The sequence below is a fragment of the Desulfovulcanus ferrireducens genome, from assembly GCF_018704065.1.
GTDB classification, from domain to species: domain Bacteria; phylum Desulfobacterota; class Desulfovibrionia; order Desulfovibrionales; family Desulfonatronovibrionaceae; genus Desulfovulcanus; species Desulfovulcanus ferrireducens.
Genome location: NZ_JAGUQP010000021.1, coordinates 27730 through 52036 on the forward strand (window position 1 = coordinate 27730; position 24307 = coordinate 52036).

Below are 24307 nucleotides of genomic sequence, written 5' to 3' on the forward strand. Positions count from 1 at the left end.
TGCTTAAAAAAAATCGCTGTCTTCTAAATCCAAGATTGTTCATTGGTCAAGAATAAAAAAGGTAAATTTTTAAACTAGGGACACGCACCCTTCATGTCAGGCGACATCTTTCCCGACACAGAGGGGTCCACAAGCCAGCCTGTCAACGACAGAACTGTATGCCCAAAACCTGTTATTCCTCTTCTAAATGGTGTTTCCGCTAGATGTTCCAATCCAAAAATATTTTCCACTCTTCGTCATTCTGAGGGAGTGAAACGACCGAAGAATCTCTAACATAGCAAACGAGATTCTTCGCTTCGCTCAGAATGACGTAATCAGGGTAACAAGCGGATACACCCTTTTCTAAAGTCATTTTCGAGGCGTATAGGCAAGCTGCGCTCAAATTCAGTCCAAAGAGTCAGTTTATTGGCCGCTCGATAATCTATGGCATATTCTTTTAGCGTTAGTAGAATATAGTTGCCACAGAATACCCAGACAAGACAGTGAAAACCATTAAAAAACTTTAGCCAAATCCAAAGACATAAATATACCTTACACAAATGTATGCAAAAGTACGGAAATAATGAGGTTAGTCCCACAATAATATAAATATAACTCTTGGCTAATCTAAACCTATAGACACTACAACTGAATACATCATAATACTTTTACTTTGCAACAGAGCTTTTTGCTACGGATAGTTAAGAGCGGTGGAAAGATTGGGTGAATATGACCTCGAAGGAAAAGGACAGACTTGCTTGTTATCTTGCCCATACAACACGTTGCACTCCTTCTACCATTTTAAAAGGAAGACCAGCACTTATACTTTGCTTGACCTTTTCTTTATCCAGAACTGTTATTCCAGCTAAAACATCAATGCCTAACTCAAATAAAATTGGCGTAAGGGGAGTGCTAGGTCCCAGCATGATTTTTAAGCTATGAGGTGATGTTAGTTGTAAAATGGTTGCCAGAGTATTATTGGCCAGCGTAGTTGCAGTGATAGCGACAACATCAGCTTTGGGAAGAACAGTTGGAGCTTCATTTTCATAGATATCTCCTGGACAAGGTCTTTTTTCCAATACCCAAAAGTTGGCAAATTTGTGGCGTATGCGGTTTACAAAAGGAAAGTGACCAATAACAGCCACATTTTTATTCTCACCAAATCTGACTATTAAATCCTGAGCCTTAATGTTTTTTTGGTGAGGAATATTATCTATCTTCAGCAAACTATTAACACAGGCCAAACCTAAAGATGCTTCAAATGGATTGGAGCTCAACAAGAGTCTGGCAGTCTCCCGAGCTGATTTATGCAAAGGCATGGGTGGAAATTCTGTATCTGAACTAATTTTTTGATGATAAGCCCAGGAAGCAAGACCAAATTTTTCAGTTCCAATGCCAAGCAGGTGAGCTCCGTAAACAACATCATTAATAATTTGGTCATCAACTTGTTCCAGTTCTTTTAATAAAAGTTTTAAAATATATTTTTGTTCCATTTTTATACCCCTTGATGTTCATATAAGAATGTCTGATAAGAAAAAATAAACGATCTTTGCAAGAATCAAGATAGTTATAATTTTCCAAAGTTTTTGGATGCAGCTTAAGTGAAGTAAAATCAAGATAAAATATGTATATTTTATAACAATTTAAAATCGTTCAACTTATCTAGCCAATGACTTTGACTAAATCCTGAAAACCACTGTGTTCTCCCAACTTGATTTATATTAATTGATAACTTAAATCTATCCATATAGACATAAAAAAGGAGAGGATAAAGTGAGAAAAGTATACCCTTTAATTTTGGGCAACATGAAAAAAGAGACAAGAGATTATCTAACGGTTAAAGCTCCTTATGACAACCAGGAGGTTGGTCAAGTCAGTTTAGCCGGGGAAGCAGAAATAGAGCTGGCCATACAGAAGGCTGTAGAGGCTTTTGAGATTTTAAAATTTATGCCAGTCTATCAAAAAGAGGAGATTCTGCACCAGGTATCTCTGGCAATAAAAGCCAGGGGTGAGGAGCTAGCCCGCATAATTGCTCTGGAAGGTGGAAAGCCCATCACCTTTGCCAAGATTGAAGTAGCCCGCTGCGCAGAACTTTTTGCATGGGCAGCAGAGGAAACAAAACGTTTTGGCGGTGAAATCGTGCCTCTGGACTTAGATAGAATAGGCGAAAACCGTATGGGCATTAACAAAAGATTTCCCATCGGTCCGGTTTTAGCCATCACTCCTTTTAACTTTCCATTAAATCTGGTAGCACATAAGGTTGCGCCTGCCCTGGCTGTCGGCAATCCAATTATTATAAAACCATCTCCTGCCACACCCATTACAGCCATTATTTTAGGCGAAATCATTGCGCAGACTGACCTGCCCGAAGGCAGCATAAGCGTATTGCCCTGCAAAACAGCTCTGGCTGAGAAAATGGTCAAAGACGAGCGTATAGCCATGTTTACTTTTACAGGCAGCCCCAAAGTGGGATGGTATCTAAAAAAAGAAGCCGGACGCAAGCGGGTTACTCTCGAACTTGGCGGCAATGCTGCTTTAATTGTAGATTCGTTAAAGTATAAGGATTTTCTGCTTGAACGTGCCATAATCGGAGGCTATTATCATGCGGGACAGGTCTGTATCTCCATACAGAGAATTTTTATTCAGGAAAGCTTATACGACACATTTTTACAGGAGTTCATAGACAGAGTAAAAAGAATTCCTGTTGGAGATCCATTAGATGAAAAGACTATAACCGGCCCCCTGATCAACAAATCCTCTGCTGATCAGGTTTATGAGTGGATTCAGGAGGCTGTTGCAGACGGCGCAAAATTATTGGTTGGCGGTGAGCGTCATAGCCAGAGTCCCTGCGTTATCACGCCTGCTGTGCTAACAAACACTACACCGGATATGAAAGTTAATAGCCTGGAAGTTTTTGGTCCGGTAGTGACAATTGAGCCTTATGAAAAATTTGAAGACGCCATAGCCATGACCAACAATTCCATCTATGGCTTACAGGCAGGCGTGTTTACCGATGATTTAAGCCATGCCTTTTATGCCTACAATCATCTGGATGTAGGAGGAGTAATTATCAATGATATTCCTACCTACCGGAGTGACCCCATGCCTTATGGTGGAGTCAAAATGTCAGGATGTGGACGCGAAGGCATTAAATATGCTATGGAAGAGATGACTGAAGGCAAATTTTTAGCTCTTAAATATGCTTAACTAGAATTTTGGAGTCTCTTCTATGTTTACTGTGGAATTTCTGTTTGAAGTAAAGCCTGAATTGGGGCTGCAATGAGATATTCATGTGAATGAAACACTCCACATTACAATAGCCCCGGACGTTTGCACGTTCTGGTTGGAACAAGCTGTTTAGACCTTCTGATCGGTCATTGGTATGATGCAACTGCAAAAATTAAAAATTTATAGTTTTGGCAAAAAAATATCCTGTAACCATTTTAAATGATTGAACATTCATAATTCAAAATTCAACATTGCCTGCAAAAAGGGACTTTTTGCAGGCGCATCTGGTATGACCAGATCTCCAGCTCCTTGCTGTTGCCTTAATATGTTTTTTAAAAGTTTTTAATGGGTGCATCCGCTATTTGCACTGATTTTTGAGAAGCCTTAATTTTGGCATTGCATCTGCTGATTGTTTTTTCTTTGCTTGTTCATACTTAGCAAAATTTCGTCATAATTAAGTAATCAAACCTTATGATAAGGAAATTGAAATGTACAAAACACCAGAGCAATCTTGGGAAAGCAGAGATCTTCAAGTTGTCTTTAAAAGGAGGTAAAAATATGAGAAAGTGTAAGGTTACTATTCTTATTTTTTTGTTTTTTATTGCTTCATTTTCTAATATTGTTTTTGCTGGAGATACATGGAAATGTTATTACCCAAAGGGAACAACCATTATTTCTTCAGAATTTTCAACGGGAGGGGGGAAGAAGTTAATAATGTACATAGAAGTTGATGTCAGGTATCCCAATGGTCAGGTTGTAAAATATTTAGATAGCGTTGTTAAAACGGCAGGCTGGTTTGGATTGGGACGTCTAGCTATCCCTAAAAAGATTATATTTGTTGAATGGGATAAAGATGAAATAAGATTAGAAGATTAAAAAAATGGTAAAAAAAAGCAGATCAAGCCGAACTGGAACGGGACCTAATCTTGGTGTGCATTAAAATGGACTTTGCCAGGGCCAGGGCGGAAGGAAAGAAACTATGACGGCCAAAGGGGAGTCTGGGAAAAGGCAAACGGACAGGATGTGAGGTGTGAGGTTTCAAGAACATTCGCTACAATTTTTAGTTGCTGGTTTTGATTTTTAATTGCCATAGCATTAGGAATTTACCCCACCTCTCGTCCCGCATCAGTCCTATGTTTGTCCCACATTCGACCCACCCAACCTTCTTTTTGTCTAATTTCTCATTTCATATGACGCCTCACGTTCTTCTGGCTAGGATGTGACCTAAACTTCTATCAAAAGTCCTGTCAGTCATAAAAAAAAGGGTTTACGGAAATTTACCGTAAACCCTTGATTTTATTGATGGTGCGCCTGGCAGGATTCGAACCTGCGACCTACGGATTCGTAGTCCGGCACTCTATCCAGCTGAGCTACAGGCGCGACAGGAAATCTCTCTTATGGTTTTAGGCTGCATAAGTCAAGTAGTTTAGTCCTGTTTTTTGTGTTCTTCCAGATCAAGCAATTCCAATTCAGGAATAGAGTTATCGTTTTGGTCCGGGCTATCAGGGCCTGGTTCAGCATTGTCAGAAGATGTTTTAATTTCCTCTGCACTCAACTCTTTATCTTCCTCTTGAAAGAGAAGGGTATCTTCAGAAGGGATTTCAATCACTTCATCCTCGATGAGGGATAGGTCTCTTAGAGATTTTTTTTCTTCCGAACCTGCCTGGACAAAATCAGTAAAATCAATTTCCAAATCCTCCGGACTGACTTCGGAAGCTTCAAACTCATTTTGTTCAACAGTTTCTTCGATATCCGGGGAGCTTAATAATGCTTCGATTTCTTCGGGAGGCTCGATTTCTTCGAGAGGTTCCGGGCTAGAAGTTTGAGTGTGTTCAACTGAAGTAAAGACATTATCTTCATCATCAAGATCTACAATCTCAAGTTCTTTCTTCTCAAGAGAGGCAGAGTTTGCCTGATCTAAGGAAAAGTCAAAATTGATTCCAGCATCAACTGGCTCTTCTTGGCTTTCTGTTTCGCTTCCAGCGATCTCAGCAGGTTGCTCCACTTCATCTTTTATTGGCTCCAGGAAGTTGCTTTGTACAGGTAAGTCTGGTTCTGGGACGAAGGAAAATTCATCATTCTGTCTTTGGTATTCGGCAGAGGATTCCTCCGTCCACGTTATCCATTTTGTTTCGTTATAACCGACCCACTTTAAATTTAATTTCTCACGATCATCATCCCAGTCATAACCGCATTTGGGACAGGATGAGAGGTGATCAAATGATGTGTAGTCGCACTTATTACAGTACATGGTTTTCCTCTGATAAAAGTATTTATTTAATACATAACATCAAGATGGGAACAAGGCAATTGTTTTTTAGTTTTATGTTTCCTCGTAACTGTGTAAATTACTTTTGAGTCAGTGGCCAAACCATACTTAAGAGGACAATTTTTCGTAATTTTTTTCAATCCTGATTTCTTTTATGCTGGTGCAAATGCCTGGACCCATCTATAGCTTGCTTGCGGGCAGAGCATAATGGTATGTTTAAAATAAATGAACATTCTTTTCATTGTCGATAGTTATGGCAAATAATCCAGTAGCATTAATTTGTTTCACTGTGTGTTCACATAGCCCTGCCAGCTCTTCACTTATAACTGAGCATAAATTTTTGTGTTATTTTTGCTTTTTTTCTTTAAGTTTCTTCAACTCTTCTTCGCGTAGTGCTCTGCGCAAGACCTTACCTACCATGGTTTTGGGGAGTTCATCCCGAAATTCGATTTGTTTGGGAACCTTATAATTTGCCAGTTTTTGGCGACAAAAAGAGATTACCTCAGCCTTGGTCAGCTTTTCTCCTGGCTGAGGCACTATGAAGGCCTTGACGATTTCTCCACGAGTTGAGCTGGGAATACCCACAGTTACAGCTTCTTTGATTTTGGGATGTTCGTGCAGGACTTCATCTATTTCTCTGGGGTATATATTGTAGCCGCCTGAAATAATTAGGTCTTTTTTACGGTCAACAATATAAAAATATCCTTCTTCATCCATATACCCAATATCCCCGGTATATAACCAATTGTTACGTAGTGCATTAGCGGTTTCATCTGGCCTGTTCCAGTAACCTTTCATAACCTGAGGACCACGAATGACCAGCTCGCCAAATTTTCCCGGTGGCAAAGTGATGGTGCCCAACTCCATATCCACAATACAGGCATCAGTATCAGGAAAAGGCAGGCCAATAGAACCATATTTCTTTTTGCCACGAAGGGGATTTAAATGCGTAATGGGTGAAGCCTCGGTCAGACCGTATCCTTCGATAATCTCTGCCCCGGTCATTTTTTTAAACCGTTCAATAAGTTCCACCGGAATAGGCGCAGAACCAGAGATGCAATATTTGATAGAAGAGAGGTTATATTTATGAATATCTTTTTGCTGCATTAAGGCCATGAACACAGATGGAGCCGAGGGGAAAATAGTTGGCTTTATTTTGTTAATGGCCTGGAGTAACTCGCGAGGCACAAAGCGTGGGAATGGTGCCAAGGTGGCTCCAATGGCTGTGGCAAGATTTACACAGACAGTTAATCCATAGATATGGAAATAAGGCAGAACTCCAATGACTGTGTTTTGGGCATGTTTGATTTCGTGTAAGATAGCCAAGCATTGCTGGATATTGGCAGCTAGATTGAAGTGTGTGAGCATGACTCCTTTTGATATGCCTGTGGTTCCACCTGTATATTGCAGTACGGCCAGCTCACGATTCGGATTGGGAATGTATTTGGTAAATATGGTCCCTTTTTGAAAAAGGGTTTTCCATGGCAGAATTCTTTCTTTGTCATATTGAATCGTTGGGGAACTATTTTCTCTCTTGGCCTTGAAATTGTAAAGGACATTTAGAGGAAAGCGTAAGCAGTCTGAAATACGGGTGATAAAGACTTTTTGTAGTTTGAGTTTGGCTGACAGCTTGTTGATTTTGGGCCATAGCAGATCTAGGGTTATTAAAAATTTGGCTTGTGAATCGTTAAAGTGGTGTAACAATTCTTTTTCCATATATAATGGATTGGTCATGACTACCACTCCACCGGCCTTGAGCACGCCCCAATAAGTAATTATACATTGGGGTGTGTTGGGTAGCATGATGGCCACCCTGTCTCCCGGATTTAGGCCGTGAGCGCGTAGATTGGCGGCAACTCTTTCAGTTAATTTCTTTAGTTTGGCATAAGTTATTTTCCAGTTGTTAAAGACAATAGCCGGTCTTTGTGGGTATTTCTGAGCTGAGCGGTCCAAATATTCGTAAATGGGGATTTGTTCGTAATGCAGATTATGACTTACTTCTTTATCATAGCTTTTAAGCCAGGGTCTTTTGATTTCATTTTCAATCATATCTACTCCACCTTTTTACATCCTCGCACCCTTGGGCAACCTTGGAAGATTTTAAAAAGTTACAAACTCGAAAGGCCTAATTCCTTCGTTGACCAGAGAATGCTTCGGAGTTATAGATATTTTTTTATGTGACCTGGGATGGGATAAAAAACTATTTAAAGACAACTTTTCTATAGTAATCATCCATAGCTTGGAAGGGACTGCTTTTAGGGAATTAAGAGCTATTAATCAACATGGTTTTTTTGGTTTTTTAGTCTTGCCAGGTTTACTTTTTGAAAAAAGAATTTATTGTTTTCTGACTGTGGAAAATTGAGGAGGTTTCGAATGAACAAAAAGGTGTTTAAGCTGGGGATTGTTTTGCTTTCAATATGTTGGTTTACCCTTTCCTGGGCAGCCCTGCCGGACTTTACTGAACTAGCGGCCAAGGCTGGAAAAGCAGTGGTCAATATAGGGACAGTCAAAGTTGTCAAAAGGCCGGACGTTAGAGATTTTTTTAAAGGATTGCCCAGACAGGGGCATCCTTTTGAAGAGTTTTTTGACCAGTTTGAACGGTTTTTTGGCAGACAATTTAAGCGACCCCAAAAACAACGTTCTTTGGGTTCCGGGTTCATCATTTCCAAGGATGGATATATAGTTACTAACAATCATGTTATTGATGGGGCGGATGAGATAAAGGTTAAATTTCAGGACGAATATGGCGAGAAGACCTATGATGCTAAGATAATAGGTACGGATCCTGAAACAGATCTCGCCTTGTTAAAGATCGAAGCGGATATTGAGTTGCCTACATTAAAATTTGGTGATTCTGATAAAATAAAGGTAGGCCAGTGGGTGGTCGCTATTGGTAATCCTTTTGGGCTGGACCATACTGTCACAGCAGGAATTGTTAGTGCCAAAGGTAGAATAATCGGGGCTGGGCCGTATGACAATTTTATTCAAACCGATGCTTCCATTAATCCGGGTAACAGTGGGGGGCCATTGCTGGACCTTAACGGTGAAGTAATTGGTATCAATACTGCCATTATTGCTTCTGGCCAGGGAATAGGTTTTGCCATCCCGAGCAACCTGGCAAAAAACGTTATTGAACAGTTAAAAAAACATAAGAAAGTTAAAAGAGGATGGCTAGGAGTAAGTATTCAGAACCTGGATGAAAATACAGCTAAAGCTTTAGGGCTTGAAACTCCCAAAGGAGCTTTAGTCGCATCTGTAACACCGGGTGATCCGGCAGATAAGGCCGGGATTAAAGCTGGTGATGTAATTATCGCAGTGGAAGGGCAGGTAGTTGAAAATGCTTCTGATTTGACACGAAGAATCGGTGAACTTTTACCTGGGGCTAAAATTAAGATAACCATTTGGAGAAAAGGCAAAGTCAAAGATTTATATGTGACTTTGGGAGAAAGAAGTATTCATAAATTGGCTAAAAATGGTTCCCCGGAACCCGAGGTAGAAGAAAGTGTGCTCGGTTTGAGTCTCCGTTCAGTAAGGCCGGAAGAGGCCAAGGCCCTTGGTTTGGATAAAGTTCAAGGTCTTCTGGTTACAGGAGTGCAGGATGGCTCCAAGGCTGACTTAAGCGGAGTGCGGGCTGGTGATGTGATTTTGGAGGTCAACGGTCAGGAAGTTCACTCTATACAGGAGTTTAAAAGGATATTTGAAACTGATGCCAAAAAGAAAAAAGTGCTTATGCTCTTGATCAAACGTGATGGGCAGAATTTATTCAGGATTATTTCCCTGGAGGACTAATATTGAAAGGGTGAAGCGGAGAGAGAATCGGAGAAAAGAATCCCCGTTTCACCCTTTCCTCGTTTCCCAATTACTCCGTTTCATAATGGCAAGGGATTTAATTTGAAATGCAGAAGTATTTGTTCAGGCCGGGGTGTAAAGTTAACCTGTACCTAAATATAGTTTCAAAGCTGGACAATGGTTATCATCAGCTTGAATCTTTGTTCTATCCTCTTCCAAAACCTTTTGATGAGCTGGTAATCGAGGTTACCACTCGGAAAGAGTTTATACTTAAATGTTCCATACCTGAGCTGGAAAATGAAAATATTCTGGAGAAGGCCTATCTTGCATATGGTAAGAAAACCGGCTTCTGGCCGGGTTTAAATATCTATTTACGTAAGAAAATTCCTATAGGTGCGGGATTAGGGGGAGGAAGTTCGGATGCGGCATGTATGCTGAAGTTCTTAAACTCATTGGCCAAAGATAGGGCTCTTTCTGAAGAGGATTTGCTTGCCCTGGGAAGCGAGGTGGGGGCTGATGTCCCCTTTTTCATTCTCAATTCACCGGCTTGGGTAACAGGAATCGGGGATAAGATTCGTTTAGAAAATGTCCTCCTGACAGGCTGGCATGCTCTTTTAGTCTGTCCCAGAATACATATTTCAACTGCCTGGGCTTATCGCGCCTGGGATGTAAAACAAAAAAAAGATTATCTCTTGACAAGAGAAGGGGGTAAGGATAAAAAGGCGACCTTCACAAGGACGTTGGTTCTTTACAATAGTTTTGAGCAGGTCGTGCTTCCTGAGTTCAGGCTGTTATATGATTTAAAATTGATTATGGTAAGAAGTGGAGCTAGTGCTGTTGTTTTGAGTGGGTCGGGCTCTAGTATGATAGCCTTCTTTAGGAGAGCAGAACTTCAGGAGCAAGCCAGCCTTATTTTGAGTCAACTTTCCATACCTTTCTATACATATCACTTCTAATGCTGGGGCGTCGCCAAGTGGTAAGGCAACGGGTTTTGGTCCCGTCATTCGAGGGTTCGAATCCTTCCGCCCCAGCCAATTTTTTTTTAGAGGAAAAGATGCCGAGGCATGGAGAATTAAAAATTATCACTGGGACTGCCAATCCTTCGCTTGCGGAGGGGATTTGTGATCATTTGGGCATGAACTTAAGTCCAACCCTCGTGACTACTTTTAGCGATGGAGAGATACGGGTAGAGATTGGAGATAATGTACGCGGTGATGATGTATTTGTAGTTCAATCTACATGTGCCCCTGTAAATCATAACCTTATGGAACTTTGTTTGATGCTTGATGCGCTGAAGCGTGCCAGTGTGGGGCGGGTGACTGCAGTCGTTCCTTATTATGGTTATGCTCGTCAGGACCGCAAGGTTGTGCCTAGGGTTCCTATTAGCGCAAAGCTGGTGGCAGACTTTATCACGGTTGCAGGGGTTAATCGTTTGTTGACCGTTGATCTTCATGCCGGACAGATTCAGGGGTTTTTTAATATTCCAGTCGACAATTTGTTTGCAGCTGAAGTGCTGTTGGATTATATGCGCCAATTTAATGGCGATGTGGTGGTGGTCTCGCCCGATGCAGGGGGGACAGAGCGTGCCAGAGCCTATGCCAAGCGTTTAGGGGCGGAGCTCGCTATAATAGATAAGCGTCGAGATGCGCCTAATAAGGCTGAGGCGATGCGTATTATCGGGGATGTACGAGATAAGACGGCTATAGTTCTTGATGACATGATTGACACTGCCGGGACTATGGTTGCGGCGGGCAAGGTTTTGGCTGAGAATGGGGCCAGGGAGGTATATGCTTGTGCCACGCATCCTGTTTTGTCTGGTCCGGCCGTGACTAGGTTGGAGCAGTCTGTTTTTAAAGAGATTATTGTTACGGATACTATACCTCTTGTTGAAAAGGCCAGGCAGTGTTCAAAGTTTAAAGTGATTTCTGTAGCCAGTCTGCTGGCTAAGGCCATACATAATATCCATACAGAGTCATCAGTCAGCGTGTTGTTTTCGCACTAATTGGTTTAAGTCTAGAATTTTCTAGAATTTAATGTATGGAGTTTAGGGTTTAAAGTAATTGTTGTGGAAGTGTGAAATTGACTTTTGTCGTTTAAGTAGTAGGATAAAATTTTCAATTAACTTCAAGCTCTAAACTCCAAACTTTAAAGGAGAATAGAAATGTCAGAGATACTTACCCTGCAAGTTGAAACGAGGACAGCAAAGGGCAAGGGAGCAAGCCGTAAGCTTCGCAAACAGGGTTTCGTTCCGGCGGTGTACTATAATGCCAAAGGTGAAAATATTCCTCTTCAGGTTCGTTCCACTCCTTTCCGTAAAACATGGGAGCAGGCTGGCTCGACTCACGTGGTTGAGCTTGAAATTGCTGATGGTGACAAAGTTGAAAAGCGTCCGGCCCTTATTTGGGCAGTGGACAAGCATCCATTCAAGTCTATACTTATTCATGTTGATTTTTATGGTGTTGATTTAGAAAAAGAGGTCACTCTTCAGGTGCCTGTTCAAGTTGTAGGCAAGGCTAAAGGTGTTGAAGCCGGCGGTATTATTGAGATTTATCGCGATCAACTCGAAGTAACTTGTTTACCTACCCATATACCCGAACATATTGTTATTGATGTCACAGACCTGGATATCAATCAAAATCTACTTGTTAGTGATTTAACTCTTCCGGATGGTGTAAAAGCTGTTTTTGAAGAAAATTTTGCTGTAGTAGGAATTGTTGAGCCAGCTTCTTCCGACACAGGGGGAGAGGAAGGCGAGGAAGAAGAAGTAGAAGAGTAGTAATTAATAAGAGTTTAAGAAATCAATTTTAATATAAATAACATAAGCCCCTTTATTGGGGCTTTTATTTTGGGCTATTTTAGATGGTTTTTGAATCATGCGATTTTCTGGACTAATAGTCGGACTGGGTAATCCTGGACGGAAGTATGTAAAAACCAGGCATAATTTTGGCTTTCAAGTTGTTGATTTATTTTTAAGCCAAAAAGAACGATATGGTCCGGGGGTAGTGAAGAAAAAGCTGAAGTCTCTGGACTTGGAGCTTTATGCGTGGGACGACGAAGATAAAAAGCAGTCATGGCTTATTTTAAAGCCTTTGACTTATATGAATAACAGTGGGGTGGCTGTTTCCAAAATAATGCGCAAGTTTTTTTTGTCGCCAGATAAGGTTTTGGTTCTTCATGATGAGTTGGATTTGCCACTGGGAAGATTAAAATTTAAATTCGGTGGAGGTCTGGCCGGTCACAATGGACTTCGTTCTATTGCGAGATATTTGGGCTCCCGGGAATTTGCCCGGTTGAGGCTTGGTATCGGCAGGCCTGAGCCTGGGGGCGATATAGCCGGTTATGTCTTGTCAGATTTTCATCCTGGTGAGCAAGATGTTTGGCTCAAGGTTGTTGAGAAAGCAGTGTTAGCCCTGGATATTTATTGTCAACATGGTTTCGAGTATGCCCAACAAATAGTAAATAGTTGGAAAATAAACTAATTTTGGCAGAAGTTAAGAAATTTAAAAGCTGACCATAGACTTATTCTCAGGTTTGAGGTATAACTTGCACGCTGCTTGAAATAAGGCAACATAAATTTGCTTTCCCGGAGGAAGAAAGTGTTTTCAGTTGGTGAATTAGTAGTCTATCCCGCCTAAGGCGTCGGAAAAGTTGAAGCTATAGAAGAGCAGGAGATTGGAGGGGTTAAAACTCAATTATATATTGTGCGCATTCTAAGTAATAACGTAACATTGATGGTTCCTACCGCCAATGCTGAAAATGTTGGGTTAAGGCCAGTATATAACAAGGAAGAAGGCGAGGCTATATTAGAGTTTTTAAAGGATCGTTCAGATTTTACAGGCTATTCTGGTCAGAATTGGAACCGCCGCTACCGTGAATATTCTGAGAAATTAAAGAGTAAAGAACTAAAAGATGTAGCTTATGTCCTTAAAGAGCTTTATCTGATTAGTAAGGATAAAGAGTTATCGTTTGGAGAAAGAAGGCTTTTAGAACAAGCTATGGGACTTATATCCATGGAGCTTTCTTATGCTCTAGGCGTAACTCAAAGTGAGGCAAAAAGAAAAATTGAAGAACTTTTTGCTGATATACTTAAAGCAAATGAAGAGGTAAACGAGGTTGATGAAGAATAGCTTTTTCAGTTGACATAGCTATAAAATAGTATATATTTTTATATAACTTTATATTCCGCATTGGGTATCCTATCTATAGTTGCCAACCAAGAATACAAGAATATAGGCAAACACTTAACTCCCTTCTATAGAGACTAGATCTTTTAAACAAAATTAAAATTAATTTTCAATAGGCTTATATACTTTGATGCTTCTACTATCCTAAGTAGGGTAGGATTAGTACGTCATTTGTTTTGGTTTATTTTAAATTTTATGAATTATGCTGCGTAAATTTTTTTTAATTTCAAGATTAAACTTTTTGCATATTTTTTTACCCCTAATTTTTTAGTTTCTACAACTAAGTGCATACCACTTTTATACATATCCATTTATTGCTTTCTTGCATAGAGAATCAATGATTACGCCAAAAACTAAATTTGTATTTTTGTCAAACGGTATCTTGTGTAACGTATTGAAGCAATATACAATTTTAAATGCCATGCGTCTTGTTTTGGCTGGATTGCTAGGTGGCTGGTTAGTTAAAATTATATTATAAATATTTAAGGAGAAAATTTTTATGAATTTGTCTGAATTGAAGACTAAATCCATGAATGAGTTGATGGAGTTGGCTAGTCAGTTTAAAATTGAGAATCCGAGTGGGTTGCGTAAACAAGAATTAATATTTTCTATTCTTCAGGCCTGTGCGTCCCAAAATGGGACTATATATGGAGAAGGTGTTTTGGAGATTTTGCCTGATGGATTTGGTTTTTTACGTTCGCCCATGTATAGTTATATGCCAGGTCCGGACGATATATATGTTTCACCTTCTCAGATAAGAAGATTTGGTTTGCGTACTGGTGACGTTGTCTCTGGTCAGATCAGGCCGCCCAAGGAGGGAGAACGTTATTTTGCTTTGCTAAGAGTCAATAAAATTGGCTATGCTGACCCGGATGAATCCAAGAATTTGGTTTTATTTGATAATTTAACCCCAATTTATCCTAATGAACGGTACATTATGGAGAATGGCGCTGAAAATTATTCGGCGCGTATAATTGATCTTTTAACTCCTATTGGAAAAGGTCAAAGAGGGTTGATTGTTGCTCCTCCAAGGACAGGAAAAACCATGCTTCTACAGACCATTGCCAATTCTATAAATGCTAACCATCCCGACGCCTTTCTCATAGTGCTGCTCATAGATGAGCGTCCAGAAGAAGTCACAGACATGGAGCGTACAGTCAAAGCCGAAGTAATTAGCTCCACTTTTGATGAACCACCCCAAAGGCATGTCCAGGTGGCGGAAATGGTTTTGGAAAAAGCCAAGCGCTTGGTTGAGCGGAAGATGGATGTGGTTATTTTACTGGATAGCATCACAAGGTTGGGGCGGGCATATAATGCTATAACCCCCTCATCCGGTCGGGTTCTGTCCGGAGGTTTGGACGCCAATGCTCTGCAAAGGCCAAAGAGATTTTTTGGGGCTGCACGAAATATTGAAGAAGGAGGAAGCCTGACCATTATTGCAACAGCCTTAATCGACACGGGTTCGCGCATGGATGAGGTTATATTTGAAGAGTTTAAAGGTACTGGCAATATGGACCTTTACCTGGATCGGCACCTGGCTGATAAGCGGGTTTTTCCTGCAATCGATATAAATCGTTCGGGAACCCGCAAGGAAGACTTGCTCTTACCTAAAGATGTGTTAAACCGCGTGTGGATCTTGCGTAAAGTCCTTTCGCCCATGAATCCCATCAATAGTATGGAATTCCTTTTGGATAAAATGCGAGGAACAAAAAATAATAAAGAATTTTTGGATATGATGAATAAATAGTAATTTTATTGTATTTCGGTAAACTTTTTATTAAACTTGGATAATTATTTAAATATGTTTTACTCGAGTCCAGAATATCGGACCCAAAGCTTGGACCTTGGACATTGAATATTAAACATCAAGTCACAAAATACCTGTCTCTTATCCTGATATTTTTCTTTGTTTTTACCCCTTCTGTTTCAAAAGGATACCTGGGCGAGTTTACCATCAAAGATGAGGCAAAGCTGGGGGAGAAGTTTAAAAAACTGATCCGTACCAGGTTCCCGATTATTGAAGATCCGGAAGTGAAAAATTATGTGCAGAAGATTGTGCAGCGCTTGGAAAGAAACATGCCGCCGCAGCTTTTTCCCATAACAGTAGATGTGGTTAACAATAATAATATGAATGCCTTTGCTACTGTAGCTGGGTATATGGTGATTTTTTCCGGTTTAATTTTAGGTATGGAACATGAATCAGAAGTAGCCGCAGTACTGGCTCATGAATTGGCCCATATTTCTCAGCGTCATGTGGCCAAAAATATAGAACGCTCTCAGCTAATCGGTTTAGGAACTTTGCTTGGGGTCTTGGCAGGGGTATTTATCGGTTCTAAAGCTGGCGGGGATGCTCTGGTAGTAGGTTCACTTGCAGGAGCAAAATCTGCCTTTTTAAAGTATTCTCGTGATGATGAGCGTGAAGCTGATCAGGTTGGTTTAAATTTTCTCATGGCCGCAGGCTTTAATCCGCAGGGAATGGTATCTGCCTTTGAAAAGATTCGTAAAAAAAAATGGCTTTCGGGCGGTGGTAATATTCCATCCTATTTAAGTACTCATCCCGGTATAGAGGAAAGAATCGGTTATTTGCAGGAAAGAGTAAACAGACTCAAAAAGAGGGTTGATTTACCTGCCTACAGTGACAAAGAGTTTTATCGGGTTCAAACTTTGCTTCGAGCCAGATACACTGACCCTGCATCGGCTCTTAAATTTTTTCAAGAAAAAGCACTTGATGAGTGTCTACGCGGCCTTGGCAAAGCAATTGCTTTAAGTCGGCTAAACAGAATCAAGGAGGCAGAAGCAGCCTTTATCAAGGTCTTAAAATGTGGTTCAAAGGATCCTCTTTTTTTAAGGGAAGCGGGAAGGTTTTATTATGCCTACGGACAATTGGAGCAGGCAGCATTATACCTGCAAAAGGCTGTTTTATTGAACCCTAAGGATTTAATGGCCCTTTTCTTTTATGCTCGAGTGTTGGCAGAAAAGGGCGATTTTGACACAGCCAGCATCTATTTACGGAAAGTTTTAAAGTATATCCCGGAAGATGCTGAAGTACACGAACATTTGGCTCGGGTTTTGGGCCAGAAAGGGGATAGGTTTGCTGCCCATTTGCATCTTGCCTACGCCAATTTATACAAGAATAATAAAAGACAAACCCGTTTCCATCAAAAAAAGATTAAGTCCCTTGCCAGAACTGACGCTCAGAAGAAAAAGGTGAAAGATTTTGAAAAGGCCTACAAAGAGCGGGCTGAGTTCTGGTGATCATAGAAAATCTGTAAAGATATCTTCTGGCGGATTCGTTGCCTGGCAGGGTTGGGTTTGGGTTTGCTCTTTCATCTTTGCCTTTAAGCCTTTTCATCTTTTTGACTCAACTTTCTGAGTTAATTTGCGAGCGCATTTTTTTCAATGCTAACAAAGAGTTGGACACATCTAAGGCTTGCTTGCGGGCTGTGCATAATGGGGTTAGTCAATAGAATGTTATTTAATACCTTTTCTGTTGTTATGATGGGTTTCGAAAGTTCGATGGAATAACCTCCCTATGCACAGCACTCCCGCAATCTTCGCCAAGATGTGTTACCCAACCCGTTTGTAATGCATTTCAGAAAATGCACTCTTCAATTGTGATGTAATTTGAGGATGTTAATCATGGCAGAAAGTTGAGTTTTTGAGTCTGTGGCCAAACCCTTACTTAAGAGGACATTTTTTATAATTTTTTCAATGCTGATTTCCAATCTGGTAATCGAAATGAAGTTTGTCCACAGACTCTTTAATCTGTTTAGGAATAACTATGCTCAGTATCCGGGAACTCTCCTTTTTCCACTTCCTCTCGGAAACGTGTTATAGCCTCACGAATTGTCCCCCCCAGTTGGGCATATTGTTTTACAAATTTAGGCTTGAAGCGATCGTTGAGTCCTAGGAGATCATGAATAACCAGGACCTGGCCGTCGCAATGAGGGCCCGCGCCTATGCCTATGGTTGGAATAGATACGCTGGATGTAATTTGAGCAGCCAAGTCTGTTGGGATAGCCTCCAGAACAATACTAAAGCACCCGGCTTCTTCCAGTGCCTTAGCGTCCTGGATTAGTGCTTTGGCCTGATTTATATCCTTGCCCTGAACCCTAAATCCACCTAATTGCCTGATACTTTGAGGTGTTAAGCCAATATGTCCTTGAACTGGTATACCTGCATCGACAATAGACCTGATTTTTGCGACTACTTTGCTTCCTCCCTCGAGTTTAACCGCGTGGGCTCGACCTTTTTTCAGAAAAAGACCGGCATTACGCACTGCTTCTTCTACGCTGGCCTGATAAGACATAAAAGGCATATCGGCAATAACCAGAGCTCGTTTAGCTGCCCTGCTTACTGCTCGAGTATGGTGCAACATCTCCTCCATGCCGATGCTTAGGGTATCTTCATGACCTAAAACTACCATAGCCAGAGAGTCGCCAACCAGAATCATATCTACACCACTCTGGTCCACATAATACGATGTGTTGAAATCATAAGCTGTGAGCATGGTCAATTTACGTTGTCCTTTGGCCTTAATGATGTCCAGGATAGTTACCTTATCCTTCATATTGAACTCCTTCATATTGAGATTCGTTGTTTATTGAGAAATATTTAGTATTCGAAAATCACTTTCTCTTTTGAGTCTGTGGCCAAACCCTACTCAAGAGGACAATTTTTCAAAATTTCTTTTCAATCCTGATTTCTAATCTTGTAGTCAAAATGGGGTTTGGCCACAGACTCTTTTATTGTCCAGTAGCTTTCGACAATCACAACGAACTCAATACACCTATCACACGGCGGATGAAAATTCAAAGTGGAGTTTTGTATTCTTTTCTGGTAAATATCATTACAATTTTGTAAAATAACATTTTTTCAATTTTGTAATTTTTTTTAAATTAAAAAATAGTAAAGAAAATAGCTACATACTAAGAATTTTGTTGTGACTGGCCTGTTGGTTTTAAGTAAACTTCTTTAAATTTCACAATGTTATATTGTTGTTTTGTTGGTTGGGCATAGAGGTCGTCAAGAGTTTAAGCAGAATAAGTGTTTGTGGGTATTGATAACAAAAATGTTAAAATTGCTTTTCTTTTTTTACAATTTCGTTTCTTTGTTCTGTTTAGAAGGTCTTGTTTTTTGATAACATCTTGATTTTTAAAGTTATTTACAACTGGCACGTCGATTGCTAATTTTGTAAAAATCTTTTTTGTAGGGAGGGTAAAATGAACGGAGCTGATACTGCGTTTATTCTTGTTTCAGCAGCACTTGTTATGTTTATGACCCCTGGTTTGGCTCTTTTTTACGGAGGCATGACCAGATCCAAGAATGTTCTGGGGACAATCATGCAAAGTTTTATTTGCCTGGGGGTTATCACCATTGTATGGATTTTATGGGGGTATTCTCTATCTTTTGGTAAGGATATTGGTGGGCTCATTGGTGGCTTGGATTTTATCGGGTTAAAAAACGTGGGCATGGAACCAAGCCCTGAATATGCCTCAACTATTCCTCACCTGGCCTTTATGATTTTTCAGGGCATGTTTGCCATTATTACTCCGGCTTTGATTACTGGTGCTTTTGCCGAGAGAATGAAATTTAGCGCGTTTCTTTTGTTTACAATATTATGGTCAACACTTGTCTACAGCCCTTTATGTCACTGGGTTTGGGGCGGAGGCTGGATGGGAGCCATGGGAGCCCTGGACTTTGCCGGTGGCGCAGTCGTACACATGAGCTCCGGAAGTGCAGCCCTGGCAGCTGCTTTAATAATCGGACCCAGGCGTGGTTTTGGGAGCAGATCTTTTCTCCCTCATAATCTGCCCATGACGCTTACTGGTGCGGCTATACTCTGGTTTGGTTGGTTTGGATTTAATGCAGGTAGTGCTTTGGCTATAAATGGGTTAGCTGCCAATGCTTTTGTCACTACTCATATTGCTGCGGCCGCCGCTGCGGTTAGCTGGACACTTATTGAGTGGATGCACCATGGCAAACCTACCACACTTGGTCTTGCCAGTGGAGCAGTTGCTGGCCTCGTCGCAATTACCCCGGCAGCAGGATTTGTAGGCCCTCTTTCAGCTTTGGTTATTGGCTTTGCAGGCGGTATTATCTGTTTTTACGGTGTACTCTTAAAATCCAAGTTTGGTTATGATGACTCTTTAGACGTGGTTGGCATTCATGGTTTGGGTGGTGTTTGGGGAGCCTTGGCAACAGGCCTCTTTGCCAGCAAGATGATTAATCCGGATGGTGCTAATGGACTATTTTTTGGCAATCCATCCCAGCTGTGGATTCAGTTTGTTTCGGTTGTTGCAACCTGTGCCTTTTCATTTATCGTTAGTTTTATTCTCCTTAAATTTGTTGACGCAACCGTTGGATTGCGGGTCGATGATGAAAATGAAGAGCGGGGTTTAGATGTCAGTGAACATAGTGAAAGTGGCTATCAGCTATAAGAGAACAATACAGTACAGGTAGGTGCAGGTTTTAAACCTGCTACCTACCTGTAATATTAAAAATTTCAGGAGTGACTATGAAAAAGGTAGAGATCATCACCAGGCCGTTTAAACTTGACGAAGTCAAGGAAAGTTTGACCAAACTTGGGATAAAAGGAATGACTGTAACAGAAGTGAAAGGTTTTGGCCGGCAGAGGGGGCACAAAGAAGTATATAGAGGGGCTGAGTACCAGGTGGATTTTTTACCCAAGGTCAAAATTGAGGTTGTTATAGAAGAGAGTCTTGTCGCTGATGTCTTGCGCAGCGTTCAGGATGCCGCGCGCACTGGCAAGATCGGAGACGGCAAGATTTTTGTCCTTCCTGTAGACGATGTTGTGCGCATCCGTACCGGAGAAAGTGGAGCCCAGGCCATTTAGGGTAAAAAGAAGGTTGGGAGTTGAGAAGTAAGAAGATGAGAAAAGAAGATGTGTAATGCCATAACACGGCTTGTTAGGTTCAGGGATGAAATTGATCATCCTGTGTTGAACAAAATAGGAGGAAAGGGGTTTGTACATAAATATGCACAGGCTGTTGATGACTATTTCAAGGACAGGCTTGCAGAGATTCATCCCTCAACTTCTCAACTTCCCAACCTTTTAACTTCCTCTTTTGCTCTTGTAGCAGTGGGCGGATATGGACGATCGGAGCTATGTCCGGGGTCGGATATTGATGTTTTAATTTTGTTTGCGGAAGATATACCGGTTGAGGCCGAAGACCTGGCTCGTGACTTGTTTCATCCTCTCTGGGATGCAGGTCTTGACCTTGGTCATGGGGTTCGTTCTGTAAAAGAATGCTTGGCCTTGTCCAGGAAAAACCTGGATGTTTTCACCTCGCTTTTGGATATGCGTTTTTTAGCAGGGGACAGGGAGATTTTTTCTCAACTTCATACCCTTGTTCAAAACGAACTTGTTCCGGAATTAAAGTCTAGATTTATCGAATGGCTGAAAGAAAAGTATGAGCAAAGAAGGAAGCAGCTTGGTGATGCCAGTGCCATGATTGAGCCGCATCTTAAGGAAGGCTTGGGCGGGCTGCGAGATTATCACTATATACTCTGGCTCGCTCGAGTTCATTTTGCTTTGAGGGAGAACGATGAACTGGTCAAACATGGTCTTTTATCTCATCCTGAATACGAGGCCTTACAGACACACCTAGACTTTCTTTTTTTGGTTCGTTCTCACCTGCACCTTTTAACAGGCAGAAGGACTGATCTTCTCCACTTTGAACTTCAGCCAGACCTGGCCCTTAAACTAGGTTTTAAAGACCAAAGAGGCAAGTTTGGCGTGGAGAGTTTTTTGTCCAGACTGCACCGTGAGATGACTAGCCTCAAGGTGTTGTGCCGTTTGTTTTTGCATACCTATTTTTCAGCAAAGACAGAGTTATTTTCGTATTCAGACGGGCAACTCGCCTTGCCTCAAGAATTTAAGTTTGATGGTCGGAAACTTTCCTTTCAGACTCCGGAGGCAATTTTAAGCAATAACTTGCTGATATTGGAAATTTTTAAGCAAAGTGCTTTGCTTGGGGCACCACTCTCCTGGGAAACCAGACGACTTATTGGTCAGCTTGTGCCCATGACTATGACCAGCCTTCAGTCCCATGTCCATGCCGGACAAAGATTCCTTGATATCTTATTGTCACAGAAGGCGGACTTTGCCCTGGAACAGATGCTTGAAACAGGTTTCCTCGGGTCGTTTATTCCCGAGTTTGGTCTGGTCCAGGACCAGGTACAATTCGATGCTTACCATACTTATCCTGTTGGCCAACATAGCGTTAAAACTGTTTCTTTTTTGTGTAATTTTGCTCGGGATGATGAAGATTTCTTAAGTGAATATTTAAGCGATTACGTTGCTGACGCAGCACTTCGTCTGGCAGCTCTTTTACATGATATTGGTAAGGGGCAAAAAGGTCATGCCCGGGTAGGAGCAAAACTTGCCCGCAAAATTTTAGCCCGCTTGCGTATTGATGAAGCAATTATCGCGCAAACAGCCTTTCTCATTGAACATCATTTGTTGTTAATTAAGACTGCGACTCGACAGGACCTTGAAGATGAATCCGTGATTATTAATCTGGCGAGTCAAATTGGTTCGGTTCACAGGCTAGCACTACTCACCTTGCTTTCTTATGCTGATTCAAAGGCCACCGGACCCAAGGCTTGGAATCCATGGGTCGAAGCCTTGCTTAAAGAGATCTTTTTTAAAGTCAGGAAAATACTTGAGCAGGGTAGTCTGGCCAGTCCACACGCTGCACATAAAATGGCCACTACCAGAGACCGTTTGCGTAGCTTGGCAAAAAATGATTTTGATTTTGAACAGTTAGAGGAACTCCTGGATGCTTTACCTTCGCGTTACTTACTCCATTTTTCTCCAGAAACAATACATGCTCACCTGTTATTAATTAAAAGGTTATTTCAAGAAGGAAAAGCAAACTCTTTTAAAGGTGGCTGCAAGGGGTTTATTCTTGACGCTCATGAAAATTCTCAAGCCCGGTGCTGGGAACTGACTGTAGTTAGCTATGATGAGCCAGGCCTTTTTATGAATATAGCCGGAGTGTTGGCTCTTAATAATATTAATATCTTATCTGCAGACTTGAATGTTTTTAAAAACGATATAGTTGTGAATGTTTTCCGGGTTTCAAACCCTCCTGATCCTTTATTTGCAGGGGAATTTTGGGACAAAGTGGCCCATGATTTGAAGCGAGTCATGACCGGCAGATTGTCCTTGGATTATCGCCTTTCATTGAAGAAGCAAAAATCTGATTACTTGCAACGGGTGGAAATTCCGGAATACAAACCCGAGGTAATAATTGATAACAATAGCTCTGATTTCTACACCGTGATCGAAGTCATTGCCAACGATCGCGTAGGGCTTCTGTACGATATAGGCGCGACCCTTTTAAATCTTCGTCTGGATATTGTTTTTGCCAAGCTTGCCACCCATAAGGACCAGGTTGCAGATATTTTTTATGTCTTGAATGTTGAGCGGGAGAAGATTTTGGATCCTGAACAGGAACAGGAAATCAGGATGGCCCTGATGCAACGACTGACTAGTTGAATTGTAACCGGCTACAAAGCCCACCACTCCTGTCTGCCTGCTTGCTACCCTGTTGATTGGATACGTTGAGTTTACCTTGTAAAGAATCATATATAAATTCAAATTTTTTCCCGGTAGCGTGAAGCCGTTAGCTGGGCTCTGAATACGTCATTCTGAGGGAGTATAAGCGACCGAAGAATCTCTAACGTGGTAAACGGGATTCTTCGCTTCGCTCAGAATGACGTAATCAGAACATATACCGGACGCACTCTTTTCGATGTAGGGTGTAAGCCTTTTATTTCCTCAATTTTCCTCTTGGCAAAGCTTGCGGATAAGCAGAGCATCGGGGTGACAAAGCTAACCATCTGGTATTATTTACCATAAATGTCGACAGTAAAAAGAATATCCATTTCGCCTACTCGCCTACTACAACCACTCACCTACTCAACAAACATGCAGCTATCGGATGCACCCATTCATAATGGGCTAGCGCTTGGAGATTCTTTGCAACAGCTTTTTGGCTTCAGTAAAGTTTGGGTCAAGTTCCATGGCCTTGCTTAAAAATTTCTGGGCTTCTTGAAAGTCATTTACCTTAAAATATACCTTGCCGATGTTAAAGGCGATATTGGGGCTTTCATTTAGAATTTCCGGGGTATTTTCTAAAGCCTTCTTAAAGTATTCCAAAGCCTTATAATATTTTTTACCTTGGGCGTAAGCCATGCCTATATTATAAAGGAGCCCTCCATCCATAGGGGCTATTTCCAGGCCTTTTTTATAGTACTCAATAGCCTCCTCCCACCTGTTTTGCTGGCGTAAAGCAACTCCCATTTCATTGAACATCCATAAGTCCTTGCGTGATAAATTATTCCCTTTTGTATTAATCGCCCTGGCAATATACTGACTGCTTAGGTCAGGTCGCTGGTTTTTGAGTTTTTGAGCTATCTCCATCATGGCAGAACAAAGCATGTTTGTAGCCTGTTTCTGTACCTGTTTTATTGCCTGGTCAAAGTATTTTTTGCCTTCTTCTTCCTGGTTTAATTGAATATGAGTATGACCTATCTCAATCTTGCGGTGGTGATTCAAGGATGAGAGCCGATCCAATTTTTTTAGAGACTCCAGTTTCTTCTTAAGTTCATTGGTCTGTTCATATAGTTCCACAAGCTTTTTTAATGGTTCCAGATATAACTTGTTCTTTTTACTTGCCAGGGTGTAATAGTGTTCGGCCTCGCGGAAATTGTTTTTTGCTCGGCTAATATCGCCTTTTAGGATGAGAGCACACTAGTGTCCGGTTTAAATTTAACCAAAAGAGCAGATAAGATAGAGTTATCAAGCAAATTTAAGTGATCTAGATTG

General features: G+C 41.2%; 17 protein-coding genes, 2 tRNA genes and 1 pseudogene. 14 read left to right on the forward strand and 6 right to left on the reverse strand.

Going from position 1 to position 24307, the window contains the following annotated elements:
• Nucleotides 1-740: 740 nt before the first annotated feature.
• Nucleotides 741-1472, reverse strand: a complete 732-nt coding sequence (locus KFV02_RS08365; protein WP_252381094.1) for a DUF364 domain-containing protein — start codon at nucleotides 1470-1472, stop codon at nucleotides 741-743.
• Nucleotides 1473-1752: 280 nt separating this feature from the next.
• Here KFV02_RS08365 and KFV02_RS08370 point away from each other — a divergent pair, with 280 nt between their 5' ends.
• Nucleotides 1753-3186, forward strand: a complete 1434-nt coding sequence (locus KFV02_RS08370) for an aldehyde dehydrogenase family protein (protein WP_252381095.1) — start codon at nucleotides 1753-1755, stop codon at nucleotides 3184-3186.
• Between the two features lie 579 nt (nucleotides 3187-3765).
• The gene (locus KFV02_RS08375) at nucleotides 3766-4083 is read left to right on the forward strand and encodes a hypothetical protein (RefSeq protein WP_252381096.1); all 318 of its coding nucleotides are present in this window, start codon (nucleotides 3766-3768) and stop codon (nucleotides 4081-4083) included.
• A gap of 427 nt (nucleotides 4084-4510) precedes the next feature.
• Here the strand turns inward: KFV02_RS08375 and KFV02_RS08380 are convergent.
• The 3 genes from KFV02_RS08380 to KFV02_RS08390 form a co-directional block, all read right to left on the reverse strand.
• Nucleotides 4511-4587: transfer RNA gene (locus KFV02_RS08380), tRNA-Arg, on the reverse strand.
• 46 nt (nucleotides 4588-4633) lie between these two features.
• Nucleotides 4634-5458 carry a hypothetical protein gene (locus tag KFV02_RS08385; RefSeq protein ID WP_252381097.1) on the reverse strand — a complete coding sequence of 275 codons (825 nt, stop codon included), beginning with the start codon at nucleotides 5456-5458 and terminating at the stop codon, nucleotides 4634-4636.
• A 363-nt stretch (nucleotides 5459-5821) separates the two neighbouring features.
• Nucleotides 5822-7525 carry a long-chain-fatty-acid--CoA ligase gene (locus KFV02_RS08390; RefSeq protein ID WP_252381098.1) on the reverse strand — a complete coding sequence of 568 codons (1704 nt, stop codon included), beginning with the start codon at nucleotides 7523-7525 and terminating at the stop codon, nucleotides 5822-5824.
• A gap of 324 nt (nucleotides 7526-7849) precedes the next feature.
• On the opposite strand from KFV02_RS08390, the gene KFV02_RS08395 reads away from it, so the two are divergent.
• The 9 genes and pseudogenes from KFV02_RS08395 to KFV02_RS08435 all read left to right on the forward strand — a co-directional run bounded on the left by KFV02_RS08395 (nucleotide 7850) and on the right by KFV02_RS08435 (nucleotide 16704).
• Complete coding sequence (locus KFV02_RS08395) at nucleotides 7850-9265, forward strand: DegQ family serine endoprotease (RefSeq protein WP_252381099.1); 1416 nt, start codon at nucleotides 7850-7852, stop codon at nucleotides 9263-9265.
• Between the two features lie 107 nt (nucleotides 9266-9372).
• Nucleotides 9373-10221 (forward strand): 4-(cytidine 5'-diphospho)-2-C-methyl-D-erythritol kinase, encoded by an 849-nt coding sequence (gene ispE, locus KFV02_RS08400; RefSeq protein WP_252381100.1) that lies wholly within the window; start codon nucleotides 9373-9375, stop codon nucleotides 10219-10221.
• 3 nt (nucleotides 10222-10224) lie between these two features.
• Nucleotides 10225-10299: transfer RNA gene (locus KFV02_RS08405), tRNA-Gln, on the forward strand.
• A 20-nt stretch (nucleotides 10300-10319) separates the two neighbouring features.
• Entirely contained in the window at nucleotides 10320-11267 is a 948-nt protein-coding gene (locus KFV02_RS08410; protein WP_252381101.1) for a ribose-phosphate diphosphokinase, read from the forward strand.
• 159 nt (nucleotides 11268-11426) lie between these two features.
• Nucleotides 11427-12041: a 50S ribosomal protein L25/general stress protein Ctc gene (locus KFV02_RS08415; RefSeq protein WP_252381102.1), complete on the forward strand. Its 615-nt coding sequence runs from the start codon at nucleotides 11427-11429 to the stop codon at nucleotides 12039-12041.
• Between the two features lie 97 nt (nucleotides 12042-12138).
• Nucleotides 12139-12744 carry an aminoacyl-tRNA hydrolase gene (gene pth / locus KFV02_RS08420; RefSeq protein WP_252381103.1) on the forward strand — a complete coding sequence of 202 codons (606 nt, stop codon included), beginning with the start codon at nucleotides 12139-12141 and terminating at the stop codon, nucleotides 12742-12744.
• A 117-nt stretch (nucleotides 12745-12861) separates the two neighbouring features.
• Nucleotides 12862-13392: pseudogene (locus KFV02_RS08425) on the forward strand (CarD family transcriptional regulator).
• A 556-nt stretch (nucleotides 13393-13948) separates the two neighbouring features.
• On the forward strand, nucleotides 13949-15196 hold the full coding sequence (gene rho / locus KFV02_RS08430) for a transcription termination factor Rho (protein WP_252381104.1): 1248 nt from the start codon (nucleotides 13949-13951) through the stop codon (nucleotides 15194-15196).
• Between the two features lie 104 nt (nucleotides 15197-15300).
• Nucleotides 15301-16704 carry a beta-barrel assembly-enhancing protease gene (locus KFV02_RS08435; protein ID WP_252381105.1) on the forward strand — a complete coding sequence of 468 codons (1404 nt, stop codon included), beginning with the start codon at nucleotides 15301-15303 and terminating at the stop codon, nucleotides 16702-16704.
• 514 nt (nucleotides 16705-17218) lie between these two features.
• Here the strand turns inward: KFV02_RS08435 and panB are convergent.
• On the reverse strand, nucleotides 17219-18019 hold the full coding sequence (panB, locus tag KFV02_RS08440; RefSeq protein WP_252381106.1) for a 3-methyl-2-oxobutanoate hydroxymethyltransferase: 801 nt from the start codon (nucleotides 18017-18019) through the stop codon (nucleotides 17219-17221).
• Between the two features lie 652 nt (nucleotides 18020-18671).
• On the opposite strand from panB, the gene KFV02_RS08445 reads away from it, so the two are divergent.
• The 3 genes from KFV02_RS08445 (at nucleotide 18672) to glnD (ending at nucleotide 22975) form a co-directional block, all read left to right on the forward strand.
• Nucleotides 18672-19889 carry an ammonium transporter gene (locus KFV02_RS08445; protein WP_252381107.1) on the forward strand — a complete coding sequence of 406 codons (1218 nt, stop codon included), beginning with the start codon at nucleotides 18672-18674 and terminating at the stop codon, nucleotides 19887-19889.
• Between the two features lie 77 nt (nucleotides 19890-19966).
• Entirely contained in the window at nucleotides 19967-20305 is a 339-nt protein-coding gene (locus KFV02_RS08450; protein ID WP_252381108.1) for a P-II family nitrogen regulator, read from the forward strand.
• Nucleotides 20306-20353: 48 nt separating this feature from the next.
• Nucleotides 20354-22975, forward strand: a complete 2622-nt coding sequence (glnD, locus tag KFV02_RS08455) for a [protein-PII] uridylyltransferase (protein WP_252381109.1) — start codon at nucleotides 20354-20356, stop codon at nucleotides 22973-22975.
• A gap of 465 nt (nucleotides 22976-23440) precedes the next feature.
• Here the strand turns inward: glnD and KFV02_RS08460 are convergent, their stop codons facing one another.
• The gene (locus tag KFV02_RS08460; protein WP_252381110.1) at nucleotides 23441-24112 is read right to left on the reverse strand and encodes a tetratricopeptide repeat protein; all 672 of its coding nucleotides are present in this window, start codon (nucleotides 24110-24112) and stop codon (nucleotides 23441-23443) included.
• Between the last annotated feature and the right edge of the window lie 195 nt (nucleotides 24113-24307).